At 27.1% G+C, this 18,903-nt stretch carries 7 protein-coding genes; 2 read left to right on the forward strand and 5 right to left on the reverse strand.

Going from position 1 to position 18,903, the window contains the following annotated elements; all coding sequences use genetic code 4:
• Window positions 1–929: 929 nt before the first annotated feature.
• Together ACR34G_RS02315 and ACR34G_RS02320 are read left to right on the forward strand one after the other, a co-directional pair.
• Window positions 930–2,507, forward strand: coding sequence for an ATP-binding protein (locus tag ACR34G_RS02315; RefSeq protein ID WP_436358353.1), 1,578 nt, complete (start codon window positions 930–932; stop codon window positions 2,505–2,507).
• Window positions 2,508–2,828: 321 nt separating this feature from the next.
• On the forward strand, window positions 2,829–3,455 hold the full coding sequence (locus tag ACR34G_RS02320) for a hypothetical protein (protein WP_436358354.1): 627 nt from the start codon (window positions 2,829–2,831) through the stop codon (window positions 3,453–3,455).
• A 414-nt stretch (window positions 3,456–3,869) separates the two neighbouring features.
• Here the strand turns inward: ACR34G_RS02320 and ACR34G_RS02325 are convergent, their stop codons facing one another.
• The 5 genes from ACR34G_RS02325 to ACR34G_RS02345 form a co-directional block, all read right to left on the reverse strand.
• Window positions 3,870–4,022: a hypothetical protein gene (locus ACR34G_RS02325; protein WP_436358355.1), complete on the reverse strand. Its 153-nt coding sequence runs from the start codon at window positions 4,020–4,022 to the stop codon at window positions 3,870–3,872.
• 43 nt (window positions 4,023–4,065) lie between these two features.
• A complete protein-coding gene (locus tag ACR34G_RS02330; protein WP_436358356.1) occupies window positions 4,066–4,818 on the reverse strand; it encodes a type II toxin-antitoxin system death-on-curing family toxin in 753 nt (250 codons plus the stop codon).
• A gap of 201 nt (window positions 4,819–5,019) precedes the next feature.
• Window positions 5,020–5,664 (reverse strand): hypothetical protein, encoded by a 645-nt coding sequence (locus ACR34G_RS02335; RefSeq protein ID WP_436358357.1) that lies wholly within the window; start codon window positions 5,662–5,664, stop codon window positions 5,020–5,022.
• Window positions 5,561–16,147 (reverse strand): hypothetical protein, encoded by a 10,587-nt coding sequence (locus tag ACR34G_RS02340; protein WP_436358358.1) that lies wholly within the window; start codon window positions 16,145–16,147, stop codon window positions 5,561–5,563. Before ACR34G_RS02340 ends, ACR34G_RS02335 begins: the two co-directional genes overlap by 104 nt.
• Before the next feature lie 163 nt (window positions 16,148–16,310).
• Window positions 16,311–17,756: an MAG3090 family protein gene (locus tag ACR34G_RS02345; protein WP_436358359.1), complete on the reverse strand. Its 1,446-nt coding sequence runs from the start codon at window positions 17,754–17,756 to the stop codon at window positions 16,311–16,313.
• Between the last annotated feature and the right edge of the window lie 1,147 nt (window positions 17,757–18,903).

Below are 18,903 nucleotides of genomic sequence, written 5' to 3' on the forward strand. Positions count from 1 at the left end.
TTTGATTTTTATATTCTGTTTTTTGTGTTGGAGTTAAATGAGTTAAACCATCAACTCTAGTTTTAGCTGTATTTTGTTTTTCTTCAAATTTTTCAGTTGCCTTATTTTTAGTTGTTTCGTATTCTGCTTCTTTTCTATCTGCATCAAATTGTCCATTAAAGGTTCCTGCCTTGTATTGGACTTAGATATAAAAAAAAGAAAGGAGAAAAAATCAATTTTAGATATTTATAACAACATTGATATACGAGATATCCATAAATACTTTGTGAAAATTGTAAAATGTTATAAAACTAAAATCAAAATAAATTATAAATAAAAATTAGTAGAATATTTTAGAAAAACAAGATTAAATTGCGATATTCTTTTAAAGAAAAGATGAAGATTTTTATAGTCATATTTAAGGTACTATTTTTTAAATTATTTTAAATTAAAAATAACTAAAATTATCGTAAATATAGAGTAAAATTTTAGGAAAAATAAACCAAAAATCCCAATTTTTTCCGTATTTTCGTAACAAAATAAATTCTGTGGTAATATTAAAATGTGACTAACACTTTAGTCACATAAGGAGGTGAAAAATGTATTTAAAATAAAGGTTCAAAAGTGGAGCGAATTTTAATTTTAATAATTATAATTCTAATATTAATTAAATTTTAAAATAATTAATACATTTTCCACTAACCTTAAATAAAAACTCCATTTTAAGGGAATGGAGTTTTTTTCATTAATTAAGTTGAACTTAATTAATTAGGATTGTGAAAATGTATTTATACTATTATTATAGCACTTTTTGGCAATGTATTCAATTTTTTTGTAGAAATTTTTTTTGAATAAAAAATATTATCTTGTAAAGTAATGTTTTATTATTTAAAAATATTTTATTAAACAATGTAATATAATATTAATATGTATAAAAGAAAAGGATAAAAATGAAATTAGATAAATATCTTGGAGAAACAACTGAATATGAAAAAAAAGAAAAAATAGAAAAAAAGGATTTCTATAGTTGATTAAAAACAGTAAGTGCTTTTGCTAATACAAACGGTGGAAAAATCTTTTTTGGTATAGAAGATAAAAGTGATAAATTAGTGGGATTAACAGATATTTACAAAGACTCTGATTATATTAGTAGCGTCATAAAAGATGTTATGGAACCACTTCCATCTTTTGATTTAAAGATTTATGAAGAACAAGACAAAAAATTTATAGTTTTAGATGTAAAAAAAGGTCAGCAAACTCCTTATTATCTAAATAAAGGCGGTAGTTACCTTGCTTATAGAAGAATAGGAAATCAAAGTGTAGTCATAAAGGGAAACGATTTAAAAACTTTAATTCTTCAAGGTTCTAATGAAACTTGAGATAGTTTTAAAACCAATATCAGCTATGATGTTTCTTCCTTTAGTTATTTAATTTCATTTTATTATCAAATTACAGAACATAAACTTACATTAAAAGACTTTAAATCCTTTGGATTAGTTTCAAATGATAATTATTTAAATAATAGTGGAGCACTATTAGCAGATGGTCAAATAGTAAGACATTCAAGAATTTTTGCAACCAGATGAAATGGATTAACAAAAACACATTCACTTGCAGAAGCTTTAGACGATGAAGAATTTAGTGGTAATTTATTATATTTATTAGATTCTGGAATTAAATTCATTTCCAGAAATTCCAAAAATATGTGAAAAAAGATAGATTTTGGTCGTAAAAATTATCCTGATTATCCTATGAAGGTAATCCAAGAAGTTTTGGTTAATGCTTTAATTCATAGAGATTATTCAATTAAAGGAGCTGAAGTAACTATAAACATTTTTGATGATAGAATGGAAATTTCTTCACCTGGTGGAATGTATAATGGTAAATTAATACAAGAAGAAAATATTGAAGAAATCAATTCTGAAAGAAGAAATCCAATTATTGCCGATCTTTTTAGTAGATTAAATTTAATGGAAAGACGTGGTAGTGGTTTACTCAAAATATTTGATTATTACCAAAAAGAAGAAAATTATAGTCAAAAGTTAAAACCGGAATTTAAATCAGATAATAGAAGATTTACTGTGATTTTAAAAAATTTAAATTATAAACAAAATATTGAAGGTTTTGAAATAGAAGAATATAAGGAAAATACAAAAAATCTAAATTTTAAAATTGATTATAAACAAAAAAACAAAAACTTAATAAAACCGGAGATAAATCAACAAACCGGAGATAAATCTGACAAAACACCGGAGATAAATCAACAAACCGGAGATAAATCTGACAAAACACCGGAGATAAGCACAGAAACCGGAGATAAAAAAATAAAAATTAATAAAAAAGAAAAACAGTATCAATTAATTATTAATTATGCTAAAAACAAAGATTTTTTTAAAACTAGCGAAGTAGAAAAAATATTAAAAATAAAATATTCAAGAGCAAATGAAATAATAACTAAAATGATTGAAGAAAAATTATTAATAAAAGAAGGTTCTAATAAAAATAGAATTTATAAATTAAATAAGTAGTAGAAAAAGTAGTGCAGGGGAAGTGTTTGAAGTGTAAGTGTAAGATATTTTTAAAATTCTCTTATCTGCTTTTTTAATTTTCCAGTTAAAACTAAAACTAACTGACTGACCCTTATTTTTGGGAAATTTTAATATTTTTTATAAAAATAGTGAATTTTAATGATAGAATATAAGTAAGTGATTTGGGCCCGAACCCCCCACCCATACCAGGCACTATAAAAACAATACGGTATAGAACTGAAAATTAGCTTTCCGGTCGGGGATAATGGCTAATTTTTTTATTCATGTTAATTAAAAAACAAAAGAAAATATAAGGTTAAAATGAAAGGTAATTTATACCAATTAAGTGAACAACTAAAAGTAGAAAGTGAAAAATATAAAACAAATCTTTTAAAGCAAAATATTAATAATATTGATGATTTAAAGGAAATTGAAATATATCTTAAAGTTTTAGACAATGGAAAAGAAAGGTATATTATCATTAAATATAACAACATACCACACTTAATTGGTATGCACTATTTTGAAAAGTTTTTAAAACTGAAAAATCATAATATTCAAAATTTATTAAAAATAATTTTAGAAACAGGTTTGGATAAGATACAAGAACAATATAATATAGCAAAACGTAGGAAAGAAATAAAAAAAGTAGATTTTGAATATTTAATTATAAGATTTATTTCATTTTTTATGATTATGAATTTTTTTATAGAAACTAAAGAGATTAAATTAGAATGGTTTAAATATGCTTTTTTCAAAGTAAATGGAGATTCTTTTATTAATTTTAACTTTGATAAGAAAAGAAAAATTAGTTTTGTATTAAAAGAAATAGAAAATAATATATACGTCCCTATTTCAATTTTTGTTAATTTTGTGGTAAATAATCAAAAATCTGAAAGAATTTTATACTATTGTATAAAAATCAAGAAATTTTCTGATAGAATGTAAGTAAGTGATTTGGACCCAACCCTCCACCTATACTAGGCACTATAAAAACAATAGGTAACTGCTATTTTTAGCCGAAAACACTCTTCCTGTCGGGGAAATGTGTGTTTTTTTTATTTTATTAATTAACACTTATACAAGTTACATACATCCTAATTCTTTTTCAAGACTTTTTTAATTTAATTCTGGAAATATAAGAAATTTTGTGTAAATTTCTCTTACTTACTTTTTTGTTTCCCAGTTAAAAACCAAAACTAACCGATTGTTCCTTGTTTTAGGAATTTTAGGTTTTTCATTTAAGCTTTTTACTTGATATTTTTCAAAAGTTATTTAAATTATGATATACATTTTTTGCAATTTTATAATAAAATCTCCAATAATTAAATATTGGAGATCTTTTCTTTAGTTATGAATAAATTATAATTTAGATAAGTTTTTCATGCATTCTTGCATTCTTTTTCAGGAACCTTTTTCATTTCTTTCCATAATTTCAGGTAAATTAAAAACGTCTTTATTTTTTAAGTTTTCTATAGCTTGTTTAATTAATGTATCTCTTTCAGTTCTACTCATTTTTTTACCTACTCTCTATTTTTATTATTATATTATACTACTTTTAAATTAAAATAATAGTATTTTTTATTATTCATTCTTTTATTTCTTTTTTAACTTTTTCTTTTCTATCTCTATAATCAATATCTTTGTCATTTTCTTTTATGAAATTGAAACAATTTTTATATATTTGATTTTTATAATTATCTTGTTTAAATTCTTCATCTTCTGAATTTAACATTAAATCTTCATAAGTTCTATTTGATAACCTTGTTACAAAACAAAAAATTTCTTCTTCTTTATCTTTGTGATTTTCAAAAATTTTATTATTTTTTTTACTATTTTTAAAATAGAAACCAAAAAATTCTAATAAATTAATTAAAAAATTAAAACAAAATCTTTTATTACCATTTCTTAATTTATGTTTCTCTAATACAGAAATAAAACTAATAGTAAAGAAATCAAAAATATCATTTATTTCATATGACATTATTCCTATTTTTCTTTCAAAAATATCTTCGAAAGTATCGTTATTATTTACATATGAATAATCATCTTCACTTTCTTGAATAAATAAAGCATTAACTGTTTTAAAGGTATTGTTGATTACATTTTTTATTATCTCTAAAAGATAATCTTGGTCATCAAAATCATTAAAATCCAAAACAATATTTTCAAAGAAAATTTCTTCTTGATTATCGTTTACTAAATAAAACTTTTCATTTTCATAACTAACTGAATCATTTTTAAATTTTAAGAGAAAATCATTAAAATTTTCATTTTCTTTTTCTGTAATAAATACTAATTTTTTCTTCACAAACTCCCATCCTTACATATTTTTCTATATATAATAATCATAGCACAAAAGCAATAAATTTTTAGTCAAAGTTAATTAAAATAAGCAAAAATAACAATATTAAATAAAAGCTAAAATTTGCCCTTAAATTCATTGGTTCCAGGACTTTATTTTAAATAAAATTGAATATAAAAACACAGGAAATTCCTGTGTTTTAGAATACTATTTAAGTTCAGTATAGTTTTGTCCATCGTAGAATCTAATATTTGTATTTTGTGGAAGTGAATTAGGGATAATATTGTCATAAGGATGATTTTTACTCAATCAATCTGTGAAGTCAAATAATGATGTTACTTGACTTAATTCATTGAGTGCAGTGTATTTTCTTTCTATTGTCATATTAGTAGATTGTTTAACAAGTCCTTTTGCTCATTCAATTGCAGGTTCTTGGGCTCATTTATGTCAATCTCTTAATAAATCTTTTCTAAACTCTTCACTTGATTGATTTCCTGGTTTACCTATATTATTATTTTGTCTATAGTTAACATATTTTTTACCAAGTTCATTAATAGATGGTGCTGGTAAAATATCTGTTCTTCAATAACTACGTCAATTATCAACTTGATTACTACTTAATTTAGCATTAATATCGCTTGTAACTTTATTTTTAAGATGTGTAAGTCTTCTTGTATCAAATACTGAATTAAGTGCATATTCAAGTTCAATAGCATTAGCTTCTTCAATTGTTGAAGCTTCTTTAACTCTATTGATATAAGTTTCAATTTCTTGTGGACGTAAAGCATAAGATATTACAGAAGAAGAAGAAGAAGAAGAACCGCTTGGTGGAGTTATTCCTTGAGTATACATTCTGTCTATAATTGCTTGTTTTTGGTTTGTTAAAGGATATGTTTGTTGGATTATATGAATCAACTGCTTTTTCAACACTTATTATTCCTTCAATATCTGTTTTACTATTTAATTCATTATATTTAGCAGTTTTTTGATCTTGACTATAATCATTTTTATTAGTAATTTTTGCTTTAACAGCAATTAATTTATCATTAAAGATTTTTTCTGCTTCATTTTTAATTCTTTCTATTTCACTACTATCAATTGTTGAATCTAATAGTTTTGTTAATCTATCTTTATCTGCTTCATCTCCATTAAGTTTAGCAATTGCATCTCTTGCTGGTTGTCTTAAAGCAGCATATTGCTTGTTTTCATTTGTTACATCATTTTTAGTATAATTAATTTGTTGTGTCAATTCACTAATATTATATGCATTATTAATTTGATTAATTCTTTCCTCTCTTTTAATAGAATTTTGAATATTTAAAGCTTGAGCAATTACTTCATCTTTAATAGGATTTCATATTTTTTCTGCATCTTCTTTAATATGTTGTAATTCTTCGAGATTTTGCTCACTTTTTGCTCTTTTTAGTCTTTGTTCTAATGCAACACCTTTATTATAATATGTATAATCAAAATTTCCTTTACTATCTTGAAGACTCATTTTTATTTTCTTAATAAAATTATTAGCAGCATTATAAGCAGGTTGTATTTTAGTTTCATCTTCTTCTTGTTTTAATGTTTTTGCTTGAGCTAAAATTTGTTCCAATCTTTCAATGCTTGCTGCTGGTTGTACTGATCCATCAGAAGTACCATTTACTTTATCAATAGTATTTTGTTTGTTTTGTTCGCTTAATTTTTCAGCAAATACTAATACTTCTTCTTTTTTGGTATTAAATATTTCATCTGCTCTTGCTTTTTTAGCTTTAATATCAGCTTGACTTAATACATGTCCATTAAGTTCTGCAATTAAAGTTTCTTTTGTTCCACTAGTATCACCAGCTAATTTATTAGTTATATATGTTTGAGCTTCTCTATTTAATCTTTCTAATTCATTAGTTATTTGACCTTTAACATCTCTAACATCTTTTCCTGTTGCAGTTGAATTAGGTTTAATTGCATTATTATAGAATTCGTTGGCATTATTTTTAATAGCATTTCCATCTAGTAACATATCTATATATTGTTTAAGTGAAGGAAGTTCTCTTTCTCTGTCGATTTTGTTAATTACTGCTGTTACTTCAGCATCAATTTCTTTTACCTTAGTAATTGTTTTATCATCAGCAGGTCCATTTAACATTTGTTGTCATTTTCTTACTAAATTGTTTTTGTCTTCACCATCTGGTAATCCATTAATTTTACCTTCAGTAACACTTGCTACAGTGTTAAATTTATGTTCAGCTTCATCTTTAAGTCTATCTAGTTTTAGTTGATTATTACCAGCTTCTGTTAATTTGGTATTGTATCTATCATAAGTTTGATCATTACCTTCATCCAACCCCCTTAGTTTAAGGACTTTAGTTTTTGCTGCTTTTCTAGAATTGTCAATTAAAGTTTGTGCATTTTGTTTTAATGTATTTACTTCTGAAACTTTTGTAGCTGCTTCAATATATTTTACAACCTGTTCTCTTGTACCACCTTCATTTTGTGGTTTTAAGTTATTAGCTACTACAAGAGCTGATGCTTTAGCGCTTGCTAATTCTTCTGCTTCTCTGTTTTTAACTTCTGCATTACCAACAATTCTATTAATTGAATTAATATCTGCATTTTCAGTTGTTAAAGTTGCATCAATTTGATTTTTATATTCTGTTTTTTGTGTTGGAGTTAAATGAGTTAAACCATCAACTCTAGTTTTAGCTGTATTTTGTTTTTCTTCAAATTTTTCAGTTGCCTTATTTTTAGTTGTTTCGTATTCTGCTTCTTTTCTATCTGCATCAAATTGTCCATTAAAGGTTCCTTTTACGGAATCATCACCAGTTAGTTTGTTTACTGCTTTTTCAGCGGCTAATCTAGCAGTTTCTAAAATACGTTCTGCTTCTTGTTGTTTTTGTTGAACAATTGTTGCTGTTGCATTTGAAGCATCTATTGCATTTTTCAACTCTCTTTTTTTAGAATCTTCAAGTCTATTAATAATAGGATCTGCTGTTTTTCTTGCATCTTGTAATGCTTTAGCATCATTTGCTTTGGTTTTTACTGCTTCAATATCAGCAATCGTACCAGCATTATTTAATTGAGTTTGTAAATCAGCTTTTTTAGTAGTATCAGTAATATTAGTAATTACTTCTTGTACTGGTCTTTTGGCTGCTACTATTTTATCTTTTACTTTATTAACAACTGTTCTAAGTTTATCTTCTTCACTATCAGTTTCATTAGCTTCTGCTTTATGATCTCTAGCATCATTAATTTCAGTTGTTAATGCTGGTCAATCTGCTTGTGCTAATTTTTCTACTTCTCTAGTAGCTGCTTCTCTTTTTTGTTTTAAGTATTCAATAATTGCTCTTTCTTGAGTTTGTACATCATCAACAGATGTAGCTGCGTTAATTGCATTAGTAATTTCTTGTCTTTTTGAAGTTTCTCCCTGTACTTCAGGAGTATTACTTAATTTTTTAACATTTTCTAATGCTGCTGCTTTAGCACTTTCAATATTAGATTCATCAGTTAAGGCTTCTTGCGCTTGTCTTTTTAACTCTTCTATTTTAGTTACATTAGTAATTAAACTAGCGTTGTTTAATTTACCATTAATTTCTGCTTTTTTAGGGTTAGAATCAGAAAGTTGTTTAAGAATATCTGAAACTTCTTTTTTCTTAGCATCAAATTTAGTATTTGCTTCTGTTATGATGTTTTCTAATTCTGTTTGACTGTTTCTATTATTGTTAAGTCTAGTATTTAAAGCATTGTGATCAGCATGTCCTTCTAACTTATCAACAGCACTTGTTGCATTATCTACTGAAATTGAAAGTGAATGTTGTGCATCTGTTTTCGCTTGATTAATTTGATATAAAGTTGAACTTGAATTGTCAATAACATCTAATAATCCAGTTTTTTCATCCCCAGCTTTTAGTTTATTAATTTCTGTTCTTGCAGCATTTATAGCACTTTGACGTGCATTAGCATTTTCAACTTTAGTTTTAATTTTATTAATTTCTGCAACTGTTTGCTTAGTTACATCACTTTGTCATGATGCTTTAAGTGCTTTTCACTCATTAGTAATTTGTTCTTTTTGTGGTGAATTAGCCATATTATTTATAGAATATTCAACATCGTCTCTAATTTGTGTGAATTTTGCTGTTGCTGCTATACCTAAAGCATCTAATCTATCTTGATTATCTCCAGCTTGTGTTAAACGTCCTTGGTAGTTTGCATAAGTTTCGTTTCCACCTTCATCTAATCCTTGTAAGGTATTTACTGCATTTACTGCATTTGCTCTTGATTCTTCAAGAACTCTATGTGCATCAGCTCTAACCGCATCAACTGCAGCAGCACTAGTTGCTGCATCAATTTTGGTTTTGTAAGATTCAGCTGCTTTTAAGTTTGATACATATGTTTTTGCATCTCTTACTTTTGTTTCTAATGCTTTAGCTTCTGCAACAATAGTATTGAAGGTTGAAAAATCACTGTCATCTTGAGTTGAAGCGGTTTCAATTTGGTTTTTGTAGTGTGTTTTTTGAGCAGTAGAAAGGTTAAGGTTATCAATTTCACCTTTTGCTGCTTCTTTTTTAGTATTAAATTCTCTTTGAGCAGCTTCTTTAGTTGCTTCATATTCTGCTTGAGTTCTTCCTGCAACAAGTTCTGAATCATGACCAGATTTAATTGATTGTTCATCTTGTTTATCACTTGTTAGTTTAGTTACTGCTTTAGTTGCATCTGTTTTTGCATCATCAAGAATACGTTCTGCTTCTTGTTGTTTAGCAGCAATAACAGTTGCATCACTTGAAGCATTAATTTTTCTAGCTAATTCTGTAGGATCTTTTAACTTATTAACTACATCTAATGCAGCATTTCTTTTTCTTTGTAGATCTTTTTGTTCTGTAATTTTTGGTTCAACTGCTTTAATAGCACTTACAGTAGCTGCATTATCAACTTCTTGTATTAAGCTTTGTTTTACAGCATCGTTAGTAATAGTACCATCGTTAATTAAACCTTTAACTCTGTTTTGCTCATTTGTAAATGCTTCTCTTGCTTTTTGCTCTAAAGTTTTTAGTGCTGCTTGAGTATCTGCATTTTGGAGTTTAGTATCAAAGTCTGATTTATTTGCTAATCCTTCTAATTTAGCAACTAATTGACCTGCTTCTCTTTTTTCTGAATTAAAGTATTCAGTTGCTTCTGATTTAACAGCAAGTGCTTTTGCTACTGTATCAATATCTGCACCATCTACTTTATTCATTAGTTCTGTTTTTTTAGGATCAACAAGCAATCTTTCAATTTCAGCTTTAACATCATTTTTGGTTTGAGTTAACTCTTCTTGTTGTTTAGTTCTTGCTCGTGTAATTACTGCTTCTACTTTTTCTACTGTATCAGCATCTGCTAATTTAGTATTTAAAGCATTAATATTTTCTTCTTTAGTTAATTTAGCAATTTCAGCACGTGCATCAACTTTCTTTCTATCTAGTTCATTGTTGTATTGTTCTTTTTCTTTTTCAGAAATTGCTTTTGCTTTAACATCATTTGCTGCATCAACTGTTTGAGCACTTTCTAGTTCTCTTGTTAATTCTGCTTTTTTGTCTTCGCTTGCTAATTTAGCAATTTCTGCTTTGGTTGCTGCTTTTGCTGCTGCAAGTTCTTTAGCTAATTGATCGCTAATTTCTTTTTTAGCTGCATTTAACTCTTCAAGAGTTGTTGCTGCATCAACTTTAGTTTTAAGATTTGCTTTAACAGTATCATCTTTAATGTTGTTTGCTTGAATGTTTGCTTGAGTTTTTTGTTCGCTTAATTCTTCTTGTTGTTTTGCTTTTGCTTTTTCAATAATTGCATTAACTTCACTTAAAGAAGAAGCGTTTGCTAATTCATTTGTTAGTGTTTGTTTATCGTTTTCACTAAGAATTTTTGCTATCTCTGCTTTTGCTTTTTCTTTAGCTAATTGTACTTGATCAGCACTACCTTGATTTGCAATTGCTTCTTTTATTTTTTCAATGATTGCTTTAACTTCTTCTGGTGTAGTTGCTGCTGCAAGTTCGTTATTAAATTTAGATTTTTCATCGTTTGAAGTAAGTTTATCAAGTAATAAAGCTGCTTCTTTTAGTGATTTTGCAAGTTCTTTAACTTTAGCAATTTCTTCTTCGGTAGTAGCACTTGCTAATTTTTCTTTTAATTTGTCTTTTTGTGGATCTTTGTCATCAATTGAATTAACTGCTGCTTCTGCTTCTGCTTTTAGAGCTTTAGTAATTCTATCTCTAATTGCTTCTACTTGAGCAGTTGTAGTAGCATTATTAATTTCGTCTGCAAATTTATCTTTAATTTCTTGATCTGAAAGTTTAGAGTTAGAATCATTTGCTTTTGCTTTTTGATCTGCTAATTGTGCTGATAAATCATTTGCAATTTCTTCTTTAATTGCATTGATTTCTTCAGGGGTTGTAGCACTGCTTATTTTATCTTTAAACTCTGTTTTTTTAGTTTCATCAAGAATTTGATCTGCCTTGGCATTTGTTTCTACTTTTGCTTTATCTAAAGGTGTAGATGTTGCTTCTTGTGCTTGTGCTGTTTTAGCTTTTTGAGCAACTTCATTTGCTGCAACTACATTAGTTGTCGCTGCAAGTTCTTCTTCTAATGTTGCTTTTGTAGTTGGATCAGTTATTTTGCTAATTTCGTGTTTTGCTATTTCTTTAGCGTTTGCTAATTCAGTTGCTTGTGCTTCTTTTGCTCTTTCTTTAATTGCTTCTACTTCTGCAAGAGTAGTTGCAGAATTTAATTCAGCATTAAACTTCTCTTTAGTTTCTGGATTGGTTAATTTTTCAATTTCGTAAGAAGCAAGTGGTTTAGCATTAGTTACTTCATATAGTTTGGATTCATATGCTTTGTTGTAAATTGAAGCAATTTCATAAGGTTCATTTGCTGCTGCTAATTCGTTGTTTAACGCTGCTTTATCTTTGTTTGAATCAGATAAAGTATCGATTAATTTTTGAGCATTTTCTCTTAAGTGCTCTTTAATTCTGTCTCTAATTGCTTTTACTTGTGCAACTGATGTAGCTGCTTCAATTTCAGCGTTAAATTTATCTTGAACTGAAGATGGTGAAACATATTTTGATTCAGCTTTTGCACTTTCTTTAGCATTTGTTAATTCAATTGCTAAATCTGTTTCTATTTGAGCTTTAATTGCATTAACCGCTTCTTCTGTTGTAGCTGCTTCAATTTGTTGTTTATAAGCATCTTTTTTAGTTGCATCTTGTAGTTTATCTGCTTGAGCGTTTGCTTCTACTTTTGCTTTATCTAAAGGTGTAGATGCTTCTTCTTTTGCTTTTTCAGTTTGAGCTTTTGCAATGATTTCTTCAACTGCAGCAGGAGTAGTAGCGTTGTTGAGTTCGTTTGTTAAATTAGTAATTGCTTCTGAAGAAGTTGTAGAATCTAATTTTTTAATTTCTTCTCTTGCTTTTTCTTTAGCTTTTTCCAATTCTTTTGTTTGCTCTGCTTGTGCTTTTGCTTTGATTGCTTCTACTTGTTCTGCTGTTTTAGCATTTTCTAGTTCTTTATTTAATGCTTCTTTTGTAGCAGGATCGCTTAATTTATCGATTTCATAAGATGCTTCAGCTTTTTTATTTTCAACTGCTTGTGAATTATTGTTTTCTTTTGCTTTTGCTTCAATATCTTTAACAACACTAATGTTATTTGCGTTTTCTAATTGAGTTGTTAATTCAGCTTTAGTTTCAGGATCACTTACTTTAGCAATTTCAAGTTTTGCACTTTCTTTAGCGTTTGCTAATTCAGTTGCTTGTGCTTCTTTTGCTCTTTCTTTAATAGCGTTAAGATCTTCTAGACTTTTAGCTGCACTTAATTCGTTGTTTAAAGCATCTTTAACTTCTGGGTTTGTAAGTTTTTCTACTTCGTAAGAAGCTGCTTCTCTTGCTTTAGATAAATCTTCAAATTGTTTATCTTTTGCTTTATTAATTACTTCTTGAATTTTGTCTAAAGTATCAGCTGCATCTTTTAGAGCATTTAGTTCATCTTTAGTTGCTTGATCACCTAATTTGTTAATTTCTGCTTCTGCTTCTAATTTTTTAGCTGCTAATTCATCAGTGGCTGCTTCTTGTGCTTTTGCTAATTTAGCTTTTGCTTCTACTTCGTTTGCCCCGCTAATTGAAGAAGATAAGTTTAAATCTTTAGTTAATTGGTCAATTAACTCTCTTGATTTAAGTGGATCTAATTCATCAATTGCTGCTTGTGCTTTTGATTTAGCTTTTGCTAATTCTAAAGCGTTTGCATCCATTGCTTTTCGTTTTACATCATTGATTGCACTTAGTGAAGAAGCTGCTTCTAATTCTTTTTTAAGAGCATCTTTTGTTGTAGGATCTACAATTTTGTTAATTTCGTATAATGCTGCTTCTTGTGCTTTTGCTTTTGCTCTTGTTAATTCATCAATTGCATCTTGTTTTAGTGCATTAATTGCTTCAGGAGTTGTAGCAGCTTCTAAATTATCTTTAAGTTGATCTTTTAAATCACTTTGTGGTAATTTGTTGATTTCTGCTAATGCTTCTGCTTTTAGACCAGCTAATTCTCTTTGTTGTGCTTCTTTTGCTCTTTGGATAATTGCATTAACTTCAGCAGTTGAAGTAGCAGCACTTAATTCATTGTTTAATGCTTCTTTAACTTCTGGATTAGTTACTTTTGCAATTTCAGCATTTGCTTGTGTTTTTGCAACTGCAAGTTCTTTTACTTGTTCTGCTTTTGCCTGGTCGATAACTTGTTGTACTTGATCTTGTGTTGTTGCTGCTGCTAATTTATCGTTAAGTTCTTTTGTAGTTTCACTATTAGTTACTTTAGCAATTTCAGCTTGTGCATCTAATTTAGAAGCTTCAACAGGGTCAGTTACACTTTCTTTTTGTTTTGCAAGTTCTGCTTTTGCTTTAATAGCATTTGCTTGCTCTAAAGTAGTAGCTGCTGCTAATTCTGTATTTAAAGCATCAATGGATGATTGTGATTTAGTTGGATCTAATGCATCAATTGCAGCTTTTGCTGCTGCTTTTGCTGCTTCGATTTGAGCGTTTTGTGCTTCTTTAGCTTTATTAACAACTGTTTGTACTTCTTCTGGTGTAGAAGCATTTGCAAGTTCATTGTTTAATTCTGCTTGTTTAGCAGGATCAGTAACTTTGCTAATTTCGTGAGCTGCCAAGTCTTTGGAATCAGAAGTTTGTTTTGCAACTTCTGCTTGTGCTTTTGCTTTTACTTCATTAACTGCATCAATGCTTGTAGCAGCTTCTAATTCTTTGTTTAATTCTGCTTTTTTAGCTTCATCAGTTACTTTATTGATTTCAGCTTGTGCTGCTTCTTTTGCTTTAGCTAACTCGTTGTTTGCTTGTTTTTCTGCTTGTTCTTTAATAACAAGTAATTCATCAGTTGCATTTTCTTTATTAGAAGCGTTATTTAAGTTATGAAGAAGTTTTTCTTTTTCATAAGGATCGGTAACTTTGTTAATTGCGTTTTCAGTTGCTGTTTTTAATTCTTCTAATTCAGATTTTTGAGCTTCTTTTGATTTAGAAATAACTGTATTTAAATCTTCAGTAGTAAGAGCTGAATCTTTTTCTTTAGTTAACTCTTCTTTTAACGCTGGGTCTTGAATTTTGTCAATTTCTGCTTGTGCATCTAATTTAGCTTTATCTAGATCATTTGCTTCTGCTTCTTTTGCTTTTTCAAGTGCAATTTCTTTTTCAAGCACTGCTAAAGATACGTCACTATCTGCATTAGTGATTTTATCTTTTAATTCTTGTTTTTTAGTTGCATCGCTTAAATTTTCAACTTCAGCTAAAAGTTCTGCCTTTTTGTCAGCTAATTTTGCTTCTGTTGCTACATCTTTAAGATCAAAAACATTGCTTGCTTCTTCTAATTGTTTTTCTAATTCTGCTTTTTTAGCAGGATCGGAAATTTTGTCAACAAGTTCTTTAGCTGCTGCTTTTTCTTCTTCAAAACGGTTATTTGCTTGGTTAGCAACATTTGCAAAATCTTCGGTTGAGTTTGCTTTATCTAAATTGTTTAAAATGGTTTCTTTTTCTGATTCAGATAAACCATCTAGTTTAGAAATTGCTTCTTCTGCTTTTGATCTTGCATCAGAAATTTGATCAGCAATTTCTTTTTCAACTTCTGCTAATTTAGAATCATCTGATGATCCTTGGATTTCATTTAATTTATTTTTTAATTCTTCTTTTTTAGCAGGATCGGAAATTTTTTCGATTTCTTTTGCTAAATCAGCTTTTTTATTTGCTGATTCAATTTCTTTATTTACAGTTGTTTCAGCTGCTTGTGTATCTTCTAAAGTAGAAGCATTATCGATAGCAGTTTTTAACTCTGTTTTTTTGTCATCAGAAAGGTTAGGGTTTTCATCAACTTTTTCTTTTAAAGCTTCTTTTTTAGCATTAACTAAAACATCATCACCTGATTCGGCTTTGATTGTTTCTTCAATTTTAGCTTTAATTTGATCTAATTCTTCTTTAGAAGTAGCATTTGCTATTTGTTTAGCAAATTCATCTTTTTTACTTTGATCTTTAACAGAATCGTTTAATTTAGATGCTTCTGCTTTATCGGAAGTTAAATCAGAATTTACTTCTTTATTTTTTTCTTGTTTTGCTTTTTCTAAAATTTTAGCAACTTCAGCTGCAGTTGTAGCTTCTCTTAATTCTTTGTTTAGATCTGCTTTTTTATCAACATTATCTAATGAATCAATTACTTGTTGTGCTTCTTTTTTTGCTTGTTCTAATTGATTTTGTTTAGCAGCTACTTCTTGTTTTGCTTTTTCAATAATTGCTTCAATTTCTTCAATAGTTTTTGCGTTTGCAAAATCGTCTGATAATTGTTTTTTAACTTCAGCATCTTCAACTTTAGAAATTAAGTCTTGTGCTTCTAAAACTTTATCTACTTTATCTTCTAATGAAAGTAAAGCACCTTTATTTGTTGTATCAGTTGCTTTATATTCATCTTTTAAAATGTTTTTAATTGGGGTTTTGTCAGAAATAGAATTAATTTTACTTCCAACTTCTTTAGAAATTTGTTCAGTAGTTCTGTTGTTTTTTTGATCACTTAAAGCTTTTGTAACATCTTGTTTTAATTGTTTTAATAAGTCAATATTTTTAGTAGAGTATTCTTTTAATTTATTTAATCTATTTTGGAATGCTCTTTTTGCTTTTGGATCTTTAACTTTATCAATTAATTGTTGTACTTCTGCTTTTGCTTTTGCATATTCATCAGAAGTTCATTCATTACTTTTTCTATTTCAAAAAACTACTACAGTGGTTACTACAGATGTTACTAAAGCAGCAGCTGCAAGTCCACCTAACACAATTTTCGCACTTGGTTTTGCCATAATTACCTTTCGTTTTATTGCATTATTTTAGTTAATAATACAAATAATTTAAATAATTAATATTTATTTTATATTTTTACTTTTTGCACTTACTAATTAAGTGCTTAATACTATATTTATATTGCTTTTATTAATATTAGAGTAAATAAATATAGGTTATATATTATCTTTGAACTGCAAGAACAATTACTACTACAAATAAAATTATGTATGCGATTCAGTAAATAATTGTTGTTCAAATAGATCTTCTTGTTCAACCACTTGTTAAAGCAGAAGTTTGATCTGATTTTTCTACTTTTTGTACTACGTTGTTTTTAAATACTAAGAAATGTGATTTATTTAAACTGTAGTTTTCAATAACACCATATTTATAATTCTTTTCTTCCACAAATCCTATGTGTTTGTTTTCATAATTGATGAAAGACAACTCATGTGATAATTTATTTTTCTTATAGTAAATTGCATTTTCATCTGAGTAGAATAACTCTTCTGAAACTTTAATTTTTTCCATTAATTTATCACTTGATTCTTTAGTTGCTTTTTTAACTAAAAGTAATAGTTTTTGTGAATAATCATCTTTAAATGCTTGATCTAATGATTCTAATGCTTTAGATACTAAATCTAATTCATTTTTGATTTGATTATTGTCTTGAGTTGATGTAATCATTATTTCATCATAAGAAGAAGCGATTTTTTCAAGTTTTTGTGAATATACTGCTAATGCTTCAAGTTGTTTTGAAGGAGTTAGATTATAGAAGTTAGAGTATTTTGTTGGTTCTTTTTTATCTTCGTTAATATAAACTTCTTTAACTACTTCATTTACCACTTCTTTTTCAATGTATACTGGAACTTCTTTAACAACTTCCTTAACTACTTCTTTTTCAATGTATACTGGAACTTCTTTAACAACTTCCTTAACTACTTCTTTTTCTACAAAAACAGGTTTTTCTTTTTCAACAATAACTTTTTCCGGTTCTTTATCTAAAGATTCAAGAATTTTTTTCTTTAAGTTTTCAATTTCCTTTCTTAAAGCTTCTTTATCAGAATTGCTGTCTCTTAATTTTTCCATCAAAACAGCAATTTCTTTTGCATAAGATCCGTTAGAATTTTTAAATAATTCTTCAAGATCTGCCATTTGTCTGTTTAATCTTTCTATTTCTCTATCTTTGCTTGAAAGTTTTCTTTCTGGAATATAATCATCATTTGCTGGGAAGTATGTTTTGTGATCAGCAAGAATTTTGTAATCAACTATTTCTTTTAAAAATTGATCTGCTTGTTCTTGATTTCTTAATCTTGAAGTCGGGAAGATGTAAAATTCTTCCATTGCTTCTTCATACTTGATATCTCCATCAAATTTTTCAGTGTTTAATTCAAATTCAAAACCATCTTCAGTTTTGTCCATAATTAGTAATCCACCAAAGATTCTTTTTTCTGTTTGGAATCAAATTGCACTTTCATATCCTACTGCTAAGAATCAGTTCATAGCTTCTTTTCTTGTTTTAAATAAAGCTAATCCGTGTTTTAGTTTTGGGTGTTTTAACACTCATGGGTAAGTTTTAGAGAATTTTTTATCAAAGTCTCTATTAAATTGGCATAATAAACGTTTCATAATTTTCCTTTTTGTATATTTTATAAAATACTTTTTATTTTGTTTTTATTCATAAATTATATTACAATCAAAAAAAAAAAAAACAATTTTAGAAACTGATGCATAATTTTTACCTTAAAAGTTCTGAAAATTATTTATTTTTTTATATAAAAAACTAAAATATTGCATAAATTTTCCTAATATAAAGGCTTTTTCCTTTATATTTGAAAAAACATCAAAAATAAAAATTTTAAATAATTTTGCTATGTAAAACTAAGTAAACAAGTTATAAATTATTTTTATTTTTTTAAAATAATTAAAAAGATTTTTTAACACTGATTTTAGGAAAAATAAACCAAAAAACCCAACTTTTTCCGTATTTTCGTAACAAAATAAATTCTGTGGTAATATTAAAATGTGACTAAGTTTTTATGTCACAGAAAGGGGTGAGAAATTGTTTTATTTCAAAGTAGAATCATGGAAAATATATTAATTTTATTAATAATCATTTTATTTATAATTAAGTAAAAGTTTAAAAAATAAAATTAATTTTTCACGACCTAATATAAAAACTCCATTATATAGGTGGAAATGGAGTCCCGTCATTCTTAATTGACGGGTTTTTTTAATACTTTTTTAAAAGTTGATACTATGTATTAAAAAATATTTTTTCTTTTTAAATGTTATTCTATTATAGTGCCGTTTGACAATGAAAATTTCTTTTATAATAATTAGTATATCCAACCGTTGTAAAGTTTTTAAAAAATTATTTAAAAAGTTATCTTTGGTAATAATAAAAATTAGAAAATAATCCTAAATATTTGGGAATGATAGACATAAACAGGAGCATTTAATTTTCAAACAATCGTTTTTGAATGAATTTAAAAGTAAAATAATTAAAGTAAATCTTTAAATTATAAAACTGATGAAAGTAAAGATAATATCAAATATTAATACGCTATAAAAGGAATTTTATCAAAAATAGTATAAAGAAAAACAAAAACAATAAAATCAACCATTTTTGGTTGATTTTGTCTTTTTTACTATTAACTGGAAAACTCTGGATAATAATTTTATTTATACTTAAATAAAGTTTGAAAAAATAAAATTATTTTTTGAAGTTGAAAATAAAAAAACTCCATTATATAGGTGGCAATGGAGTTTTTGT

Origin of the sequence: Mycoplasma sp. 480 (assembly GCF_051353065.1) — a bacterium.
In the GTDB taxonomy this organism is placed as follows: Bacteria; Bacillota_I; Bacilli_A; order Mycoplasmatales; family Metamycoplasmataceae; genus Mesomycoplasma_A.